The sequence below is a fragment of the Phenylobacterium sp. genome, assembly GCF_030680185.1.
Classification (GTDB): domain Bacteria; phylum Pseudomonadota; class Alphaproteobacteria; order Caulobacterales; family Caulobacteraceae; genus Phenylobacterium.
In genome coordinates this window covers 35,789-52,570 of sequence record NZ_JAUXVZ010000055.1, presented here as the reverse complement: position 1 = coordinate 52,570, position 16,782 = coordinate 35,789, and the positions used below count along the sequence as shown (strand labels likewise).

The 16,782-nt window shown below is 68.3% G+C and carries 19 protein-coding genes and 1 tRNA gene; 10 read left to right on the top strand and 10 right to left on the bottom strand.

Annotation, left to right across the window (positions count from 1 at the left end):
• Nucleotides 1-54 precede the first annotated feature (54 nt).
• Nucleotides 55-130, bottom strand: a tRNA-Asn gene (locus Q8L83_RS14685).
• Between the two features lie 394 nt (nucleotides 131-524).
• Here Q8L83_RS14685 and Q8L83_RS14680 point away from each other — a divergent pair.
• The 5 genes from Q8L83_RS14680 to phnE (Q8L83_RS14660) all read left to right on the top strand — a co-directional run bounded on the left by Q8L83_RS14680 (nucleotide 525) and on the right by phnE (Q8L83_RS14660) (nucleotide 5,141).
• Nucleotides 525-1,496, top strand: coding sequence for a sensor histidine kinase (locus tag Q8L83_RS14680; protein ID WP_305288189.1), 972 nt, complete (start codon nucleotides 525-527; stop codon nucleotides 1,494-1,496).
• A 141-nt stretch (nucleotides 1,497-1,637) separates the two neighbouring features.
• Complete coding sequence (gene phnD / locus Q8L83_RS14675; protein WP_305288188.1) at nucleotides 1,638-2,585, top strand: phosphate/phosphite/phosphonate ABC transporter substrate-binding protein; 948 nt, start codon at nucleotides 1,638-1,640, stop codon at nucleotides 2,583-2,585.
• Nucleotides 2,582-3,436 carry a PhnD/SsuA/transferrin family substrate-binding protein gene (locus Q8L83_RS14670; RefSeq protein WP_305288186.1) on the top strand — a complete coding sequence of 285 codons (855 nt, stop codon included), beginning with the start codon at nucleotides 2,582-2,584 and terminating at the stop codon, nucleotides 3,434-3,436. Before phnD ends, Q8L83_RS14670 begins: the two co-directional genes overlap by 4 nt.
• Nucleotides 3,433-4,320, top strand: coding sequence for a phosphonate ABC transporter, permease protein PhnE (gene phnE, locus Q8L83_RS14665; protein ID WP_305288184.1), 888 nt, complete (start codon nucleotides 3,433-3,435; stop codon nucleotides 4,318-4,320). Before Q8L83_RS14670 ends, phnE (Q8L83_RS14665) begins: the two co-directional genes overlap by 4 nt.
• On the top strand, nucleotides 4,320-5,141 hold the full coding sequence (phnE, locus tag Q8L83_RS14660) for a phosphonate ABC transporter, permease protein PhnE (RefSeq protein WP_305288182.1): 822 nt from the start codon (nucleotides 4,320-4,322) through the stop codon (nucleotides 5,139-5,141). Before phnE (Q8L83_RS14665) ends, phnE (Q8L83_RS14660) begins: the two co-directional genes overlap by 1 nt.
• Here phnE (Q8L83_RS14660) and Q8L83_RS14655 read toward each other — a convergent pair.
• Complete coding sequence (locus Q8L83_RS14655) at nucleotides 5,138-6,013, bottom strand: PfkB family carbohydrate kinase (protein ID WP_305288181.1); 876 nt, start codon at nucleotides 6,011-6,013, stop codon at nucleotides 5,138-5,140. The genes phnE (Q8L83_RS14660) and Q8L83_RS14655 overlap by 4 nt on opposite strands.
• A gap of 182 nt (nucleotides 6,014-6,195) precedes the next feature.
• Between Q8L83_RS14655 and phnC the strand changes: the two genes are divergently transcribed.
• From phnC to phnN, 3 genes are read left to right on the top strand one after another with little or no spacing between them, the layout of a single operon-like run.
• A complete protein-coding gene (gene phnC / locus Q8L83_RS14650) occupies nucleotides 6,196-6,975 on the top strand; it encodes a phosphonate ABC transporter ATP-binding protein (protein ID WP_305288178.1) in 780 nt (259 codons plus the stop codon).
• Entirely contained in the window at nucleotides 6,975-7,667 is a 693-nt protein-coding gene (locus Q8L83_RS14645) for a hypothetical protein (protein WP_305288176.1), read from the top strand. The genes phnC and Q8L83_RS14645 overlap by 1 nt, the downstream gene beginning before the upstream one ends.
• Complete coding sequence (phnN, locus tag Q8L83_RS14640; RefSeq protein ID WP_305288174.1) at nucleotides 7,618-8,208, top strand: phosphonate metabolism protein/1,5-bisphosphokinase (PRPP-forming) PhnN; 591 nt, start codon at nucleotides 7,618-7,620, stop codon at nucleotides 8,206-8,208. The genes Q8L83_RS14645 and phnN overlap by 50 nt, the downstream gene beginning before the upstream one ends.
• A gap of 59 nt (nucleotides 8,209-8,267) precedes the next feature.
• On the opposite strand, the gene Q8L83_RS14635 is transcribed toward phnN, so the two are convergent.
• Genes Q8L83_RS14635 through phnG form a run of 8 tightly spaced genes read right to left on the bottom strand, consistent with a single transcriptional unit; the run spans nucleotide 8,268 to nucleotide 14,741 of the window.
• Nucleotides 8,268-8,972 (bottom strand): DUF1045 domain-containing protein, encoded by a 705-nt coding sequence (locus Q8L83_RS14635; protein ID WP_305288173.1) that lies wholly within the window; start codon nucleotides 8,970-8,972, stop codon nucleotides 8,268-8,270.
• A complete protein-coding gene (locus Q8L83_RS14630; RefSeq protein WP_305288172.1) occupies nucleotides 8,969-10,111 on the bottom strand; it encodes an alpha-D-ribose 1-methylphosphonate 5-triphosphate diphosphatase in 1,143 nt (380 codons plus the stop codon). The genes Q8L83_RS14635 and Q8L83_RS14630 overlap by 4 nt, the downstream gene beginning before the upstream one ends.
• A gap of 2 nt (nucleotides 10,112-10,113) precedes the next feature.
• Nucleotides 10,114-10,818, bottom strand: coding sequence for a phosphonate C-P lyase system protein PhnL (gene phnL, locus Q8L83_RS14625; RefSeq protein WP_305288171.1), 705 nt, complete (start codon nucleotides 10,816-10,818; stop codon nucleotides 10,114-10,116).
• 4 nt (nucleotides 10,819-10,822) lie between these two features.
• Nucleotides 10,823-11,620: a phosphonate C-P lyase system protein PhnK gene (gene phnK / locus Q8L83_RS14620; protein WP_305288170.1), complete on the bottom strand. Its 798-nt coding sequence runs from the start codon at nucleotides 11,618-11,620 to the stop codon at nucleotides 10,823-10,825.
• The gene (locus Q8L83_RS14615) at nucleotides 11,617-12,546 is read right to left on the bottom strand and encodes an alpha-D-ribose 1-methylphosphonate 5-phosphate C-P-lyase PhnJ (RefSeq protein WP_305288169.1); all 930 of its coding nucleotides are present in this window, start codon (nucleotides 12,544-12,546) and stop codon (nucleotides 11,617-11,619) included. Before Q8L83_RS14615 ends, phnK begins: the two co-directional genes overlap by 4 nt.
• Nucleotides 12,543-13,652 carry a carbon-phosphorus lyase complex subunit PhnI gene (locus tag Q8L83_RS14610; protein ID WP_305288168.1) on the bottom strand — a complete coding sequence of 370 codons (1,110 nt, stop codon included), beginning with the start codon at nucleotides 13,650-13,652 and terminating at the stop codon, nucleotides 12,543-12,545. The genes Q8L83_RS14615 and Q8L83_RS14610 overlap by 4 nt, the downstream gene beginning before the upstream one ends.
• A gap of 1 nt (nucleotide 13,653) precedes the next feature.
• A complete protein-coding gene (gene phnH / locus Q8L83_RS14605; RefSeq protein ID WP_305288166.1) occupies nucleotides 13,654-14,271 on the bottom strand; it encodes a phosphonate C-P lyase system protein PhnH in 618 nt (205 codons plus the stop codon).
• The gene (gene phnG, locus Q8L83_RS14600) at nucleotides 14,268-14,741 is read right to left on the bottom strand and encodes a phosphonate C-P lyase system protein PhnG (protein WP_305288164.1); all 474 of its coding nucleotides are present in this window, start codon (nucleotides 14,739-14,741) and stop codon (nucleotides 14,268-14,270) included. Before phnG ends, phnH begins: the two co-directional genes overlap by 4 nt.
• Nucleotides 14,742-14,907: 166 nt before the next feature.
• On the opposite strand from phnG, the gene phnF reads away from it, so the two are divergent.
• Nucleotides 14,908-15,615 carry a phosphonate metabolism transcriptional regulator PhnF gene (gene phnF / locus Q8L83_RS14595; protein ID WP_305288162.1) on the top strand — a complete coding sequence of 236 codons (708 nt, stop codon included), beginning with the start codon at nucleotides 14,908-14,910 and terminating at the stop codon, nucleotides 15,613-15,615.
• A 29-nt stretch (nucleotides 15,616-15,644) separates the two neighbouring features.
• Nucleotides 15,645-16,778 carry an alpha-D-ribose 1-methylphosphonate 5-triphosphate diphosphatase gene (locus Q8L83_RS14590; RefSeq protein WP_305288161.1) on the top strand — a complete coding sequence of 378 codons (1,134 nt, stop codon included), beginning with the start codon at nucleotides 15,645-15,647 and terminating at the stop codon, nucleotides 16,776-16,778.
• Nucleotides 16,779-16,782: the final 4 nt, after the last annotated feature.

The following is a 16,782-nucleotide window of genomic DNA, read 5'->3' as shown; positions in this document are numbered from 1 at the left end:
CCCGTCTGGCGGGACGATCGAAGCCCTGGCTTTCCAGGCGCTTCGACGGTGCGGTGGCTCCCCGAGCAGGACTCGAACCTGCGACAAGTCGGTTAACAGCCGACTGCTCTACCAACTGAGCTATCGGGGATCAGCACCGTAGGGCGGCGCGTATACGCCGGGCTGGCGGGCGGTGCAAGTCTCCGAAAGATCGCTATCCACAGCCACGCTCAAAAAAAGAGCCCGGCCGGAGCCGGGCTTGAGAAGGTTGGTGATGGTGGGGTGTCTTCAGAGAAGACGCTGTGAAGGTGGGCTTTTATGGTTAAGCGAAGATTAATTGTCAGGCGGCGCGCTTCGGACTGTCGGGCGCCGGATAGACAAGCCCTGTCCCAGGCCTTAGACGCCGCCCTCGCGAACCGGCTCAGCCTCTGATGATCTGGTTTAAGCTGTTGATCCGGCGGATGTCTCTGGCCTGACGGCGACGACCTAAGCTACAGTCTGAACGTGCGGGCCGAGGCTCGTTGGGGGGGCCTTTTCGGGACGATATGCGGTTCTTCCAGCAGAACGTTGTGCTCGCCTATGGCCTGGCGATTCTCAGCACAGTCCTGGCCTTCTATGTCCGCTGGATCCTGGATGGCGTGCTGCCGCCAGGCTTTCCCTATCTGACATTTTTCCCCGCCGTGATTCTGACCGCCTTCCTGGCGGGGCTTTGGCCGGGGATACTCTGCGCGGTCCTTTCGGGACTGGCGGCCTGGTGGTTCTTTATCCCACCCATCGGCTTCAGCCTGTCAGCGGCCAGCGGCCTGACCCTGGTCTTCTTCGTCTTCGTGGTGGCGGTCGACATCACCGTGATCGAACTGATGCGCCGGGCCATGACCAGCCTGGGCGCCGAGCAGGCCCTGACGGCCCAGCTCTATGAGCGACAGAGGGTGATGTTCCAGGAGTTGCAGCATCGGGTCGCCAATAACATGACCTTCGTCGCGGCCCTGTTGCAGCTCAAGAAGCGCACGATCGACAGTCCGCAGGCCGCCGCCGCCCTCGATGAGGCGCGCAACCGACTGGTCACCATGGCGCAGATTCACCGCCGCCTCTATGACCCCGCCAGCCTGGAGCTCAGCCTCGGGGCCTCCCTGCAGGAACTCTGCGACGATCTGGTTCAGGCCGCTGGCGTGACGGGCGTGGCCTGCTCGGTGCGGGCCCAGGGCGTGGATCTCGATACGCCGCGGCAGGTGACCCTGTCCCTCCTGGTGGCCGAGGTGGTGACGAATTCTCTGAAGCACGCCTTTGCGGGCCGCCCCGCCGGGCTGATCACCATCGATCTGGCGCCTTTGTCAGACGGGCGGGCGGCCCTGCTGATCACCGACGACGGGCCAGGCTTTCCCGGCGCGGCGCCAGACCTTGAGAGCCGCAGCAGCCTGGGCTTCGGAATCATGCAGAGCCTGGCCGGCCAGCTTGACGGCGCGCTGGAATTTCCGCCGGGCGCCGGCGCCCAGGTGCGACTGGTCTTCCCAGCCTAGACGGCGCCCGACCCGACAAGTGCGGCGCCCATTGGCGTGTCGCGCTCGGCAGGTGTCACCGCGGCTTCACGTCCGAGTGCGAAACGTCCCCCTGCGTAACGGACTTTCCAGCGCGCGGATTTGACAGCGTAGAGGTTCTCCATGCGGCGACGATCAGGTGCGATCCTGGCGGCGATCGGCCTTGGCCTTGCAGGATGCGGCGGCGAAGCCAAAACATCTGACGGCAGCTGGCAGTCAGAGATGCGGGAAGTCCGGATGGCGGTCCGCGGGTCCGAGGACGACCCGATGATCACCCGGCGCCTGACTGCCTATAAGACCTATATCGGCAAGGCCACCGGCCTGCCGGTCAAGCTCTACGAATCGTCGGACTACAACGGCACCATCCAGGCGCTCTCCAGCGGCCAGGTGGATATCGCCACCATGGCCGGCGGCGGCTACGCCAATGTGGACGCCCAGATCGGCGACCTGGCTCAGCCGATCCTGACGGTCCGCCAGGCGGAAGGCGATATCGGCTACTATTCCGGCCTGCTGGTCATGGCGAACACGCCCTACCAGTCGATCCAGGACCTCAAGGGCAAGACCCTGGGCTATGTCGATTTCAACTCCACCTCCGGCTACCTCTATCCCCGGGCGGTGATGCGCGAGCAGGGGATCGACCCCGACACCTATTTCGGTCGCTCGAGCTTCGCCGGTGGCCACACCCAGGCGGTGATGGCCCTGGATAACGGCCAGTTCGACGCCACCATCATCAATATGGGTGGCGGGGACCCGGAGCACGGTTTCACCACCGGGGCCCACTTCACCATGGCGCGGCGCGGCGTGGTGGATCTGGACGACTTCCGAATCATCTGGACCGCCGGCCCCATTCCCAACAGCGCCGTCGTCGTCCGCACCGACCGGCCGCAGCCCTTCATCGACGCGGTGCGCGGCGCGATGGCCGCCTTGCCCTATGACGACCCCGAGGTCTGGCGCGACATCGGCCAGCCGGACGGGGCGGCCTATACGGCCGTCACCCGCGACCACTACGCCACCATCATCAAACTGCGCGCCGACGACATCGCCGCTCGCCGCAGCGGAGAGCGTCAATGAGACGCCTGATCCTCGCCGCGGGCGCGGTCCTGCTCACTGCCGCCCAGGCCCAGACGCCGACCCTGCCGCTACGGATCGCCGAGATCGGCGCTCCTGCCGCCCCCTGCGCGCCCCTGGGCGCCGACTCCCCGGCCGGCCAGCGCGCCTATTTCAGCCTGCTGGCCGAGCGTCTGCAGACCGATGTGCTCAACTGTCCCATGGCCGACGCCGCCGCAGCCGCCCAGGCTCTGGCGGCCGGTGAGGTCGATATTGCGAAACTGGATGGCGAAGCCTTCGGACCAGTGTCCGGCACGGTCCGCAGCGTTCTGACCACCAGGGCCCGGGGCGCGCTGAACCGCCTGCCGGTGGTGGTCGCTACGCTCGACACCGCTCCAGCGCAGTCCCTGACCGATCTGGCCGGCGCGAGCCTGGTGTTCGGCGGGCCGATGAAGGCCAGCCTGGAGGTTCCGAAGGCCGTCTTGGCCGACTATGGCGCCGACGACGGGTATTTCGGCGCGCAGGCGGTGGCTGAAGACTATGAGAAGGCCGCCGAGCGCCTACGGGCCGGCCAGGCCCAGGCGATGGTGCTGCACGCCGGCGCCTGGCAGAAGCTCTGCCGCGGCGATCAACCGGGGCTCGATCTGTGCAAGGATCTGCGGGTGGTCTGGCGCCAGCGTGGGGTGGCTGACGAGGGCTGGGCGGTGCGCACCGACATGTCCGACGACCGCCGTTTCCGGCTGATCGGCATCCATGTGGCGATGCATAACGAAGCGCCCGACGCCTTCGCCTGGGCGGCGGGACCCGCGGCGGAGGAATTCGAGCCGACCGAAGCCAAGGCGCCGATCCACCAGGGTCCGACGGTCGGGTCATGAACGTGACCAGCCCCGCCGTCGAGGCCTTCGAGCGTGAGCGCCGTCGGATGTTGATCCGTCAGCGGACCCAGGCCTTCGTCGGTCTGGCCATCTTCACCGTCCTGCTGCTGGTTTCGTTCCAGCGCAGCCAGTTCTTTGGCTCCGATATCGGCGCCGATCCCCTGGGCCGCATGGCCGATTTCCTTCAGCGGATGAACCCGGGCCTCCAGCCTGACGTCCTGCTGGAAGGCCGCCAGACCCGCGGCTCGCTGCATTCCTGGTTCTACGCCCTGCCGACCTGGCTGCGGGCGGCCTGGCAGACCGTCGAGATGGCGATCCTGGCCACCGCGCTCGGCTCGGTGCTGGCGCTTGGGGCGTCGTTCCTCACGGCTCAGAACCTGATGCCCTTTGCCCCGGTCCGCTTCGTGGTGCGCCGCATCCTCGAGGCGATCCGCACCTTGCCGGACCTGATCATGGCCCTGATCCTGGTGGCCGCCTTCGGCGTCGGGCCCCTGGCGGGCGTCCTCACCCTGACCATCTCGACCCTGGGCGGCCTCGGCAAGCTGTTCGCCGAGATCAACGAGGAGATCGATCCCCGCCAGCTTGAAGCCCTGCAGGCCGCCGGCGCCGGTCCCCTGAAGAAGATCCGCTACGGGGTCATGCCGCAGGTGTTGCCCAACTACGCCTCCTACGCCCTGATCCGGCTGGAGGGGAATCTGGCGGGCGCTGCGGCCCTCGGCATTGTCGGGGCCGGCGGCATTGGCCTCGAGCTTCAGCGGGCCATCACCTACACCGAGTTCGACACCTATCTGGCCATCCTTCTGATCATCATCGGCATGATCTTCGTGATCGATCTCTTTTCCGAGAACGTCCGTCACCGCCTGATTGGTCTTGAGAAGGCCTGATGACACGCCACGCCTACGACCAGGCCCTGGCCATCGCGCCGAACGCCCTCCGCGCGCCGTGGACGCGCCGGGCGCGAGACGCCGTAATTCTCCTGCTGGCCCTCGCCGCCCTGGTGGCCATGGCCGTCGACCTGGAGCTGGCGCCCGGGGCGCTCATGACCGGCTTTGGCAAGCTCGGCCGCTTCCTGGGCGAGATGTTCCCGCCCTCGTCGGGCGGACAATCGGAGCGCATCCTCAAGGCCCTGGCCGAGACCTTCGCCATGGCCTTCGCAGGTACGGTGATCGCCGCGCTGGTTGCCCTGCCGCTGGGCGTGATCGGGGCCAAGACCGTGGTGTCCAATCCCGCCCTGCATTTCGCCTTCCGCCGCTTCCTCGACATCTTCCGGGGCGTGCCGGCCCTGGTCTGGGCGCTGATCCTGGTCTCGGCCTTCGGTCTTGGCCCCTTTGCCGGCGTCGTCGCCCTGGCGCTGGCCGACATCCCCAATCTCGCCAAGCTGTTTTCGGAGTCCCTCGAGAACGCCGACCCCAAGCCCCTGGAAGGCGTGCGCTCGGCCGGAGCGCCGCCGCTGGCGGTGATGCGGTTTGGCCTGGCGCCGCAGTTCGCGCCGGTCGCCACCAGCCAGACCCTGTTCTTCCTGGAAGGCAATTTCCGCAACGCCGGGGTGCTGGGCATCGTCGGGGCCGGCGGCATCGGCTTCGAGCTGGACGAGCGAATCCGCATCTTCGCCTTCGACGAAGTGGCCTTCATCATCCTGCTCTACATGATCGCCGTGGCCTGCCTCGACACCCTGTCGCGCTCGCTGCGCAACCGCCTGGCCTAGGGGGCAAAGGGGCGGTAGACGCCTGGACCTGCGTCCACCGGCGCCGAACTGGCCAATCCCACGGTGACGGCGCCCCAGGCGCAGGCCTGTTCCAGCGCACGCTCCATGCCGGCGCCTGCGCTGAGGGCCTCCAGCAGGCCAGCTGCAAAGACGTCGCCCGCGCCGGTGGAGTCGACAACGTCCGCAGATGGGGGCCGTACGGTGACCGGCTCGCCTGCGCTGTAGGCGCTCGCCCCGCCCGCGCCATGGGTGACCACGATGCTCGACAGCCGTGAACCGAAGACCGCTTGGGCGGCCTCGAACGGCGCGGCCAGGACGGCGGGATCGAGATCGTCGGCCGAACAGACCACCACATCGGCCGGCCCGGCGTAGTTGGGGGCCGGCCAATGGACCACCACCGGGCCGCGGCTCCGGGCGGCCCAGGCGTCGGCGCCTGGAAAGGCGGCGCGGACAAAGACGCCGCCGGGCTGGATCTCCGGATGGTCCTGCGGCGAGGGCAGGGGCGGCAGGACGAGCCGGGCGCGGTCGATATCCAGGCCCAGCACCAGGCGCTCACCGTCGGGTTCGATCAGAATCAGGGTCGTCCGGCTCTCGCCGGGCCGGCGGCCCACCAGGGCGACGTCGAGGCCGGCGGCCATCGCCATGGCGATGGACTGATCGCCGCCGGCGTCCGAGGCGACGAGACTTGCCAGCGTCACACGATGGCCAGCCTTGGCCAGGGCGACGCCGGCATTGGCGCCGCCGCCCCCGAGGCGCGGGCCGAGCTGGGCCTCCAGGCTGCGGCCCGCCACGCGACCGCCGCGCTCGAGGGCGCCTTCCAGCCAGACCGGACGGTCCAGCGCCAGGGCGCCGATCACCAGGAAGTCCGCCATGCTGTCGCCTCCGCAGACCACAGGTAAGCCAGGGCGGTGACGAGGGCGAGACACCCCGCCACGGTCCAGCCGACAAATCCCCCCTTGGTGCGCGCAAGGGTCTCGAAGGCCGTCACGCCGGGGTCACCGGGCAGGCCTAAGCTCCAAGGATCAAGAGCTTACCGCCGAACCCTGGAGGCAGGATGCTGGAGCTGCGCAACGTAACCAAGCGGTTTGGGGAGGTCAGCGCCGTCGACGGCGTGTCCTTCAAATGTGACCGCGGCGAGTTCATCGGGGTGATCGGGCGCTCGGGCGCCGGCAAATCCACCCTGTTGCGCATGATCAACCGCCTGGCGGATCCCACCTCGGGCCAGATCCTCTGGGACGGCGAGGATGTGGGCAAGCTGAGGGGCAAGCCCCTGCGCCGCTGGCGCCGTCGCTGCGCCATGATCTTCCAGCAGTTCAATCTCTGCCCGCGCCTGGACGTGATCACCAATGTGCTGGTGGGCGTGCTGGCCGAACGGCCGACGGCCACCTCCCTGCTCAAGATCTTCCCCGCCGAGGACCGCGCCCGCGCCATCCTCGAGCTCGATCGCCTGGACATGGCCCAGGTGGCTCTGCAGCGGGCGGCGACCCTCTCGGGCGGACAACAGCAGCGCGTCGCCATTGCGCGGGCCATGCTGCAGGAGCCCGACATGCTGCTGGCCGATGAGCCGGTGGCCTCCCTCGATCCCATCAACGCCGAGGTGGTGATGGAGGCGCTGGAGGACGTGTGCCGCGAGCGCGGCATTCCGGTGATCGTCAACCTCCACAGCCTGGACATCGCCCGGCGCTACTGCACGCGCATCATCGGCATGTCCAAGGGCAAGATCATCTATGACGGCGCCCCTTCGGGCCTGACGCCCGACGTGGTCGACAAGATCTATGGCGTGCGCTCCGGCCGCGCTGGCCGGGCCTTCGCCCAGGCTGTGGCCGCCGCCTGATGGGTCTGAAACTTGCCGACCGGCCGCTGGCGCCGGGCTATCGCTATTTCGAGCGCTTTGTGCCGCCGGTCGAACCGGCCGAGAAGGTGCGTGGGCCGGAGCCCGCTATCAACGCCCAGGCCCAGGTGCATGACAGCATCCTTGGCCCCTGGTGCCGGGTGGGCGCGCGCACCAGCCTGTCGGAAACCGCCATGGGGGCGTTCAGCTATATCGTGAACGACTCCAGCTCTGCCTATGCCGAGATCGGCAAGTTCTGCTCCATCGCCCGGGACGTGCGGATCAATCCCGGCAACCATCCGACCTGGAAGGCCGCGCAGCATCACTTCAGCTATCGCGCCATCTCCTATGAACTGGGGGACGAGGACGACCAGGACTTCTTCGAGTGGCGGCGCTCTCATACCGTGACCCTGGGCCACGATGTGTGGCTGGGCCATGGCGTGACCATCCTGCCCGGCGTCACCGTCGGCACCGGCGCAGTTGTCGGGGCCGGCGCGGTGGTGTCCAAGGATGTGGCGCCCTTCACCATTGTGGGCGGCGTGCCGTCCAAGCCGATCCGCGAGCGCTTCCCCAAGGCGGTGCAGGACGGCCTTCTCGCGATCGCCTGGTGGGACTGGGACCATGAACGCCTCGCCGACGCCCTCGATGACTTCCGCGCCCTCGACGCCGACGCCTTCGTCGAGAAATACGCCTAAGGCCGGCGTGCTGGTGCTGGTGGTCGGCCCTTCCGGGGTCGGCAAGGACACCCTGATCGACGGCGCCCGCGCCGCCTTGGCCGACGATCCCGCCGTGGTCTTCGTGCGCCGCGACATCACCCGTCCGGCCGAGGCCGGCGGGGAAGACCACCAGCCGGTCAGCGAGGCCGAGTTCCAGCGCCGCGAGGCGGCCGGTGACTACGCCCTGTCCTGGCGCGCCCATGGCCTGTGCTACGGCGTGCCGGCGGACATCCTGCAGGATCTGGCCCTGGGGCGGCGTGTGGTGGTCAATGTCTCCCGCGGCGTGATCGATGAGGCGCGGGGGCGCCTGGGCGCGGTGCGCGTGGTGTCGGTCAGCGCTGATCCAGATCAGCTCGCCGAACGCCTGCGCCGCCGCGGTCGCGAATCCGAAACCGAGATCGCTGACCGCATCGCCCGCGCCCAGGCCTACAGCATCGCCGGTGATGACGTGATCGAGCTGCGCAATGACGGCGACCGCGAAAGCGGCATCGCCAGGATGGTCGCGGCGATCCGGAACTAAACTCTGATACTTGAGCGCGTTCCGATCCGATAACCGGTTCCCACTTATCGGAACGCGCTCTAGGCCCGCGCGCGCGCGCTGGCGAAGCTGAAGCGGGACATCACCTCGAAGGGGGCGTCGCGGTCGGCCTGGCGGTAGATGGCGACGCTGTCGAAGCGGTGGGGGCCGGTCACATAGGCGAAGAGCTGCAGCAGGGTCTCCAGAACCCGGGCGCGCACGGCGTCATCGGCGATGCCGCTGGTCAGCGTCATGTGGAAGCGGAAGTCGTCGAAGATGTAGGGATAGCCCCATTCCAGCATCCGGGCGTCCTGGGCCGGCGTCAGGCCCGCCTTGCGGCGGCGGGCGATGTCGGGCTCCGACAGGGGCGCGCGGAAGGGGTCGAAGTCCCGCACGCAGGCCTCGGCCAGGGCGTCCATGGCCGGGCAGGGCTCATTGAGCCGGAAGGCAAGGAAGCGGCCCAGAGCCTGGGGGGAGATCGAGGCCTCGAAGGCGCTCCGGCGGCCGGCGAAGCCTTCGGCGAAGTCCAGCACGTCCCGTTCGCGGACCCCTTCGGCCAGCTCGAAAGGCGCCTTCAGGGTGGCGTGGAAGCCATAGCCCCGCGGGCTGGCGGTCAGGGCGTCCAGGTCGAGGTCGGCGAGGGCTGGCGTGGCCGGCCGGACGCAATCGACCTTGCGGTGCGGATCGCGGCCGAGCCAGGCGCAGGCCAGGTCCCAAAGGTCCCCTTGCGGATCCGGCGCGTAATAGACGGCGTAGCGGGGAGTCATGCCACCCGCACGCCCTGGCGCCAGACTTCCACCGGAACGGGCCAGCCCTGGCTGCGGCGGGAGACCCGCACCAGGTCGGCGCGCTGGCCGGCGACGATTTCGCCGCGATCCTTCAGGCCCAGGCTGCGGGCCGGGGCCGAGCTGACCGTGGCCATGGCGTCCTGCGGCGCCCAGCCCAGGTCGTCGATCAGCATGAAGGCGGAGCGCAGCATGGAGAGGGGCACATAGTCCGAGGCGAGGATGTCGAGTACGCCGGCCTCGGCGCTCTCGCGGGCCGACAGATTGCCCGAATGCGAGCCGCCGCGCACGAAGTTCGGCGCGCCCATGGCCACGAACATGCCCAGTTCCTTGGCCTTGTGGGCCGCGGTCAGGGTGACGGGGAATTCCGCGATGATGCAGCCGTCGTCGTGGGCCTCTTCCACATGCTCCAGCGTCTCGTCGTCATGGGCGGCGAGCGGCAGGCCATATTCCCGGGCGAACGCCACCACCTTGCGGCGATTGTCGTAGGAGACGCCGGGATCGCGGCCGGCGTGGCGACGGGCCATGATCTCTTCGATCTCGTCAGGCGAACGGCCGGCCGCGACCATGCGCGCCTGGAGACGCTCCACATTGGCGGTCTGCCGCTGGCCCGGCGTGTGGTCCATGATCGACAGCAGCTTCAGCCGCGGATTGTCGGCGTGCGGCTCCAGCAGGGTGAGCAGCTCGGGATTGGTCACCTCGCAGCGCAGGTGCAGCAGGTGGTCGGCGCGCAGGGCGCCGTCGGTCTGCGCCTGGTCCATGCCGCCGATCATCGGGCCCAGGGCGTCCTTGCGGTCCAGGCCGTCCTTGCGTCCATGCAGGCTTAGGGAGTCCAGCACCGTGGTGATGCCGGCGGTGACGCACTGGCCGTCATGGGCCAGCGCCGCCCCATAGGCGTCCCAGAGGGCGCCGGGGCGGGGCTGGTAGTGCTTTTCCAGATTGTCGGTGTGGATGTCGATCAGACCGGCGACCAGCACATCGCCGGTCCAGTCCAGCGCGCCGGCCGGGGCCGACGCCCGGGCCTCCACGGCGGCGATGACGCCGTCGCGGAGCACCAGTTCAGCGGCGATCTGGCCCGTAGGCGTGATCACCTGGTCGGAGAAGATGCGGGTCTCGGTCATGGTCAGGCGGCCGCCTTGAACTGGGACACCTCAAAGAGCCGGCTGGCCACGGCGTCGCGAACGTCGAGATCGTGGAAGATGCCGATCATGGCGGCCCCTTCAGCCAGGGCCTCCTTGATCAGGCGCACGACGATGGCCCGGTTTTCCGCATCCAGAGAGGCGGTGGGCTCGTCGAGCAGCAGGACCGGGTACTTGCGGATGAAGCTGCGGGCGATGTTCACCCGCTGCTGCTCGCCGCCGGAGAAGGTGGCGGGCGGCAGGTCCCAGTGGGCCTGGGGCAGGCGGAGCGCCGAGAGGAGTTCGGCGGCCCGGTCCCTGGCCTCTTCGAACGGGACGCCGTTTTCCAGCAGCGGCTCCATCACCAGCTGCAGGGTCGGCACCCGGGGGATGACCCGCAGGAACTGCGAGACATAGCCCAGGGTCCGGCGACGGACCTCCAGCACCTCGTGGGGATTGGCCTGGGTGATGTCCACATAGGCGCCGTCGTGCCAGACCTTCACCGCGCCCTGGGTCGGCAGATAGTTGCCGAAGATGGAGCGCATGAGGGTGGACTTGCCGACGCCGGACTCTCCGGCCAGCACCACGCATTCGCCGGCGGCGACCTGCAGGGTCAGGTCCTGGAAGACCGGGATGGTGGCCGATTCCGCGTTGTGCAGAACGAAGGTCTTGGCCAGGTCTTCGACGATGATCAGGGGTTTGTCGGTCATGGCTCTAGATCTGCAGGACGGAGGAGACGAGGAGCTGGGTGTAGGGATGCTGGGGATCGTCCAGCACCTGGTCGGTCAGGCCGGTTTCCACCACCTCGCCGCCCTTCATGACCATCAGGCGGTCGGCCATCAGCCGGGCCACGGCCATGTCGTGGGTGACGATGATCACCGCCAGGCCCAGATCGCGGACCAGTTCACGCAGCAGGTCGAGCAGGCGGGCCTGGACCGAGACGTCGAGGCCGCCGGTGGGCTCATCCATGAACACCAGGCGCGGGCCGTGGATCAGGTTGCGGGCCACCTGGATCCGCTGCTGCATGCCGCCGGAGAAGTTGCGCGGCTTGTCATCGATGCGGCGGGTGTCGAGTTCGACCCGGTCCAGCCAGTCGATGGTCGACTGACGCATCTCGCCATAGTGGCGGGCGCCGAGGTTCATCAGCGGCTCGGCCACATTGGCCCCACCGGAGACCCGCATGCGCAGGCCGTCGCGGGGATTCTGGTGCACGAAGCCCCATTCTTCCCGCTGCATCCGACGACGGTCGGGCTCGGACAGGCCATAGATGTCGGTCAGGCCGAAGCGGCGGGTGTCGAAGCGGACCTCGCCGGAGGTGGGCGTCAGCTTGCCGGAGATGCAGTTCAGCAGGGTGGTCTTGCCCGAGCCGCTCTCGCCGACGATGCCAAGCACCTCGCCGGGACGCAGGTCGAAGGCCACGTCGCGGCAGCCCAGGACATGGCCGTACCACTTGGTCAGGCCCTCGACGCTGAGCAGCGGCGCCGGGGCGATTCTGCCAGGGATGGCGTTCATTGGGCGGGCTCCTTCAGGGCGGCGTCCTGGTCGAGGGTGTGGCCGGCCATGGGGCCGACGTGGCCGGCTGCGCGGCGTTCGGCGCAGTGGTGGCTGTCGGAGCAGACGAACATCTTGTCGCCGGCGTCATCGAGGATGACCTCGTCGAGATAGGAGTCCTCGGCCCCGCAGAGGGCGCAGGTCTCTTCCCAGGTCTGGGTCTCGAACGGATAGTCCTCGAAATCCAGGCTGCGGACGCGGGTGAAGGGCGGCACGGCGTAGATCCGCTTTTCCCGGCCCGCGCCGAACAGCATGACCGCTTCGTTCTGGGCCATCTTCGGGTTGTCGAACTTGGGGATCGGCGAGGGCGACATCAGATAGCGCTCCTCCACCATCACCGGATAGCCGGCGGTGGCGGCGATGCGCCCATAGGCCGAGATGTTCTCGTAGAGCGAGACGTACTGCAGGCCGTATTCCTCATAGGCGTGCATGGCGCGGGTCTCGATCTCCCTGGCCTCCAGGCCGCGCAGGGGCTCGGGCTGCGGCACCTGATAGATCAGGACCTGGCCTGCTTTCAGGGGCTTTTCCGGGATCCGGTGACGGGTCTGGATGATCGTCGCCTCACCGGTGTCTTCGGTGGTGGCCACGTCGGCCACATTGGCGAAGAACCGGCGGATGGAGACGGCGTTGGTGGTGTCGTCGGCGCCCTGGTCGATGCACTTGTAGACATCGTCGGGGCCGATGATCGCCGCGGTCAGCTGGATGCCGCCGGTGCCCCAGCCATAGGGCACGGGCATTTCCCGCGATCCGAAGGGCACCTGGTATCCGGGGATGGCCAGGGCCTTCAGGATCGAGCGGCGGATCATCCGCTTCGTCTGCTCGTCGAGATAGGCGTAATTGTAATAACGCTCGGGCGCGTTGGCGCGAGCCGGGACGGGCGTACTCATTCTGCGGCTTCCTTCAGGGCGGCGCGGCGCTCGAAGTGCTCCTTGCGGAGCCGGCGGATCAGTTGCAGGTCGGCCTGGAAGTCGACGTAGTGGGGCAGCTTCAGGTGCTGCACGAAGCCCGAGGCTTCCACATTGTCGGAGTGGTAGAGGACGAATTCCTCGTCCTGCACCGGGGCGTCGGCCTGTTCGCCCACTTCGCGGTGACGCAGGGCGCGGTCGACGATGGCCATGCTCATGGCCTTGCGCTCGCAATGGCCGAAGGTCAGGCCATAGCCGCGGGTATACTGCGGCGGGCGCTCGGCGGAGCCGGCGAAGCCCGACAGCATGGTGCACTCGGTCAGGGTGACTTCACCGATCTCGATGGCGAAGCCGAGTTCGTCAGGCACGAATTCGACGGCCACTTCGCCCATGCGGATCTCACCGCAGAGCGGGTGGGTGGAGCCCCAGCCGCGCTGCGAGGAATAGGCCAGGCTGAGCAGGAAGCCCTCGTCGCCACGGGCCAGGGCCTGCAGGCGCTGGTCGCGATCGGCGGGGAACTTCATCGGCTGGCGGGTCAGGTCGTAGGGCTCGGGCGGCTCCTCGGCGCGGACGTCATGCTCCAGCAGATCCTCATGCCGGAACACCGAGGCGATGTTGGGCATGGGATAGGCCTGCGGCTCCTCGGCCTGGGGCGCGGGCTCAGGCGCCACGCCGCCTTCCGCCGCCAGGGCGAAGTCGAGCAGGCGGTGGGTGTAGTCGAAGGTGGGGCCAAGCACCTGACCGCCGGGAATGTCCTTGAAGGCGGCCGAGACGCGGCGGCGCACCGCCATGGCTTCGGTCTCCACGGGCAGGGAGGCGCCGAAGCGGGGCAGGGTGGTGCGATAGGCCCGCAGCAGGAAGATGGCCTCAGGCAGATCGCCCCGGGCCTGCTTGACCGCCAGCGCAGCCAGGTCGCGGTCGTAGCAGGAGCCCTCGCTCATCACCCGGTCGACGGCCAGCGACAGCTGTTCGCGAACCTGCGCGACCTCCAGCTCGCTGACGCCCGGATCGCCGCGGCGATCCTCGGCCAGCCACTGGTGGGCGTGGGTGATCGCCTTCTCGCCGCCTTTGACGGAAACATAGGCCATGTCAGCCTCCCTTGATCTGAGCGGTTGTGGTGCGCGGCAGGGCGAGCAGCTGGTCGCTGGCGACCAGCAGAACGTCCACACCGAACTGGAACTGCGCCTGGTTGGTCTCGATCTGCGTCCAGAAGTCCTGGGGCAGGCCCTGGGGCGCAATGTCGGTGGTGGTCTGGATGCCCGGGCCGCTCAGCGTCACCACAGGCCCGCCCTCGAGGGACGCAATCTGCAGGATCACCGTCGTGGACCGGTCGGGGTACTTGGCGTCACCCTGGTTGAAGGCGGCCAGATTCGGGGCCTTGGCCATGTCGGTGACGATGGCGAAGGCGGCGTCCTGGGCCTTCGTGGTCAGCGGGCAGCCGCAGTGGAAGCGCAGCCAGGCCTCGGCCTCTGAGTCAGCCAGCGCCGGATCGAGCCAGACCAAGGTCTCGAAGTCGAACAGGGTCAGCGCCACGGCGCCGGCGGCCTTGCCCAGACCGTTCGGGGCCATGGGCGCACGGTCGAAACGGGTGACGCGGCCGGGGCGGGCCATGCATTCCATCACCTCGCGGAACACCGCCTGGCTCTCGCGGACGGGATCGGCGAAGGCCGGGGCGATGCGGCTGAGATCGAGGGTCGCGACGCTCATTGGGGGCCTCGGGTGCGAACCATGGTGAAGAAGTCGACCTTGGTGGCCGCGGCCTTGCGGGCGGCGGTGTCGCGGCGCTGGGCCTGGGCGCGGGCCAGCTTGGCGACCACGGCGCCCTCGACCACCGGGCGGAGCGTCGGCGCCTGCATCATGGCGTCGACGGCCGCCGCCAGTTCGGCGTGGCGGCGATCGCGACCGGCGACATAGCCGATCCCCGTCTCGCCGCTCTCCAGCCGCACCGCCGCGCGGGTGACGGTCATCTCGCCCACATTGAAGGCGTCGCCGGCGCCGCCCATGCGGCCGCGCACCAGCACCAGACCCGTCTCCGGCGCCCGCAGGGCCGAATAGGCCGGGGGATCTGAAAGGTCGTCCCAGGCTGCGCTCACCTCACCAGGCTGCGCCTTGGCCAGGATGGACAACCATTGGCGGCGCTCATTGCCCGCCGCGTTGTTGACCGGGTCAACCGGCATGCGTCACCTCGACAAGTAAGTAAAATGTTGTATTCGTCCTATGCATTGGGTATTCGAAAGCCCAATAGGCGACAACAAGCCAAGTATGAAACTTATTTTACAGTAGTAAAACTTGTCTAGGACATCCGACGTAGACTGATCACGAGGTGGTGGAATGTCAGGTGGAATGCCGTTGTGGCGAGAGATCGCCCAGTCGCTGGAACAGCAGATCCGGTCGCGTGAACTGACGCCCGGCGACAAGTTACCGACCGAACATGAGCTTTCGCGCCAGTTCATGGTCAATCGCCATACGGTGCGCCGGGCCCTGTCGGACCTGCAGGAAAAGGGGATTGTGGAGTCGACCCAGGGACGGGGCAGCTTTGTGCGCCGCCCGTCACGTCCGGCTCGGCTTCAGAAGCGGCCGAGGTTCACCGAGGCGGTGCTGAAGAGCGGCGCCGAGCCCACCACTCAGATCATCAAGCTGGAAGTCCGCCCGGCTGTCAGCGCGGTGGCCGAGGCCCTGGGCCTCAAGATCGGGGCGCCGGTGATCTTCATGGAGCGGCGCCGCTTCGTCGACGGCGAGCCGACGGCGCTGGGCCTTCACCACTTCAGCTTCGAGCGGTTCCCGACCTTCATCGAGATGTACAAGGTCCGCGGCACCATCACCCAGACCCTGCGCGACAGCGGCGTGCCTGACTATACGCGGCGCAAGACCTCCATTTCCGCGCGCCTGCCGACGCCGCAGGAGGCCGAGCAGCTGCACGTGCCGCGCCATGTGCCCCTGCTGATCCGCAAGTACCTCAATGTGGATGGCCTGGGACGCCCGCTGGAGTTCGGGGAGTCGCGCTCCACCGCCGAGATCGAAATCGTTTTTCAGGACCCCGAGCGGGACTGAACTGACCTAGTTTTTCCAGGAGACTGAGCGTGGAACTGGCGTTTCGAAACGCGCGCGTGATCACGGGCGCCGACGACTTCATTGGATCGGTGCTGGTGCGTGACGGGGTTGTCGCCCAGGTGGACCGCGGCGCGGGCGCTGTGGGGGAGGACTTCGAGGGCGATGTCCTGATGCCGGGCGTGGTGGACCTGCACACCGACAGCCTGGAGAAGCACTATTTTCCCAGGCCGAACATCGACTGGAACCCGGTTTCCGCTGCGGTGACCCACGACGGCTGTGGCCTGTCGGTGGGGGTGACGACGGTGCTGAACTCCCTCACCCTGGGCTCTTTCAACCCCTCGGCGGCCCGCAACACCGATAATCTGAAGCGCCTGGTGGAAGGCCTCCATGACGCCCAGGACCAGGGGATGCTCAGGGCCGATCACAAGATCCACTGGCGATGCGAGACCACGGCCGACGACCTGCGGGGCCGGCTTGACGCCATGGCCGACCATCCGATGACGTCGCTCTTCTCCCTGATGGATCACACGCCAGGCCAGCGTCAGTACCGCAATCTGGAGAAGCACCTGGCCAACTGGCAGGCCGGCGGCATGAGCGAGGCCGCCGCCCTCGATCGCCTGGCTCAGGTGCGAGAGCGCCAGGCCCGCAACGCCGACGCCAACCGCCGCCATGTGGCGCAGATGGCCAATGATCGTCAGATCCCCCTGGCTAGCCACGACGACGAAAGCCTGGAGCACATCGACGAGGCGGCCGATCTCGGCGCCACGGTGGCGGAATTCCCCGTCACCGCTGAGGCCGCCCGCCGGGCGCGGGAGCGCGGCATGGTGGTGGTCATGGGCGGTCCGAACCTGATCCGCGGCGGCTCCTATTCCGGCAATGTCCCGGCCGCCGAGCTTGCCGAGGCTGACCTGCTGGACGCCTTCGCCTCGGACTATGTCCCGCGCAGCTTAGTGGAGTGCGCCTTCGCCATAACCCGGCCGCCCTTCGGCTGGAGCCTCGCTCAGGCTGTGGCCCTGGTCACCGCCGCGCCGGCGCGGGCGGTCGGCCTCGCCGATCGCGGGGAGATCGCCGTTGGTCAGCGGGCGGATCTGTTGCGGGTGCGGCTGGCCGGCGATCTGCCCCTGGTGCGCGGAGTCTGGACGAAGGGCGCCCGCGCCGCGTGAGGCC

Excerpts from the sequence above, each read along its gene's own strand:
- Q8L83_RS14680 (WP_305288189.1), top strand. The coding sequence starts at position 525 with ATGCGGTTCTTCCAGCAGAACGTTGTGCTCGCCTATGGCCTGGCGATT.
- phnD (WP_305288188.1), top strand. The coding sequence starts at position 1,638 with ATGCGGCGACGATCAGGTGCGATCCTGGCGGCGATCGGCCTTGGCCTT.
- Q8L83_RS14670 (WP_305288186.1), top strand. The coding sequence starts at position 2,582 with ATGAGACGCCTGATCCTCGCCGCGGGCGCGGTCCTGCTCACTGCCGCC.
- phnE (WP_305288184.1), top strand. The coding sequence starts at position 3,433 with ATGAACGTGACCAGCCCCGCCGTCGAGGCCTTCGAGCGTGAGCGCCGT.
- phnE (WP_305288182.1), top strand. The coding sequence starts at position 4,320 with ATGACACGCCACGCCTACGACCAGGCCCTGGCCATCGCGCCGAACGCC.
- Q8L83_RS14655 (WP_305288181.1), bottom strand. The coding sequence starts at position 6,013 with ATGGCGGACTTCCTGGTGATCGGCGCCCTGGCGCTGGACCGTCCGGTC.
- phnC (WP_305288178.1), top strand. The coding sequence starts at position 6,196 with ATGCTGGAGCTGCGCAACGTAACCAAGCGGTTTGGGGAGGTCAGCGCC.
- Q8L83_RS14645 (WP_305288176.1), top strand. The coding sequence starts at position 6,975 with ATGGGTCTGAAACTTGCCGACCGGCCGCTGGCGCCGGGCTATCGCTAT.
- phnN (WP_305288174.1), top strand. The coding sequence starts at position 7,618 with ATGACTTCCGCGCCCTCGACGCCGACGCCTTCGTCGAGAAATACGCCT.
- Q8L83_RS14635 (WP_305288173.1), bottom strand. The coding sequence starts at position 8,972 with ATGACTCCCCGCTACGCCGTCTATTACGCGCCGGATCCGCAAGGGGAC.
- Q8L83_RS14630 (WP_305288172.1), bottom strand. The coding sequence starts at position 10,111 with ATGACCGAGACCCGCATCTTCTCCGACCAGGTGATCACGCCTACGGGC.
- phnL (WP_305288171.1), bottom strand. The coding sequence starts at position 10,818 with ATGACCGACAAACCCCTGATCATCGTCGAAGACCTGGCCAAGACCTTC.
- phnK (WP_305288170.1), bottom strand. The coding sequence starts at position 11,620 with ATGAACGCCATCCCTGGCAGAATCGCCCCGGCGCCGCTGCTCAGCGTC.
- Q8L83_RS14615 (WP_305288169.1), bottom strand. The coding sequence starts at position 12,546 with ATGAGTACGCCCGTCCCGGCTCGCGCCAACGCGCCCGAGCGTTATTAC.
- Q8L83_RS14610 (WP_305288168.1), bottom strand. The coding sequence starts at position 13,652 with ATGGCCTATGTTTCCGTCAAAGGCGGCGAGAAGGCGATCACCCACGCC.
- phnH (WP_305288166.1), bottom strand. The coding sequence starts at position 14,271 with ATGAGCGTCGCGACCCTCGATCTCAGCCGCATCGCCCCGGCCTTCGCC.
- phnG (WP_305288164.1), bottom strand. The coding sequence starts at position 14,741 with ATGCCGGTTGACCCGGTCAACAACGCGGCGGGCAATGAGCGCCGCCAA.
- phnF (WP_305288162.1), top strand. The coding sequence starts at position 14,908 with ATGCCGTTGTGGCGAGAGATCGCCCAGTCGCTGGAACAGCAGATCCGG.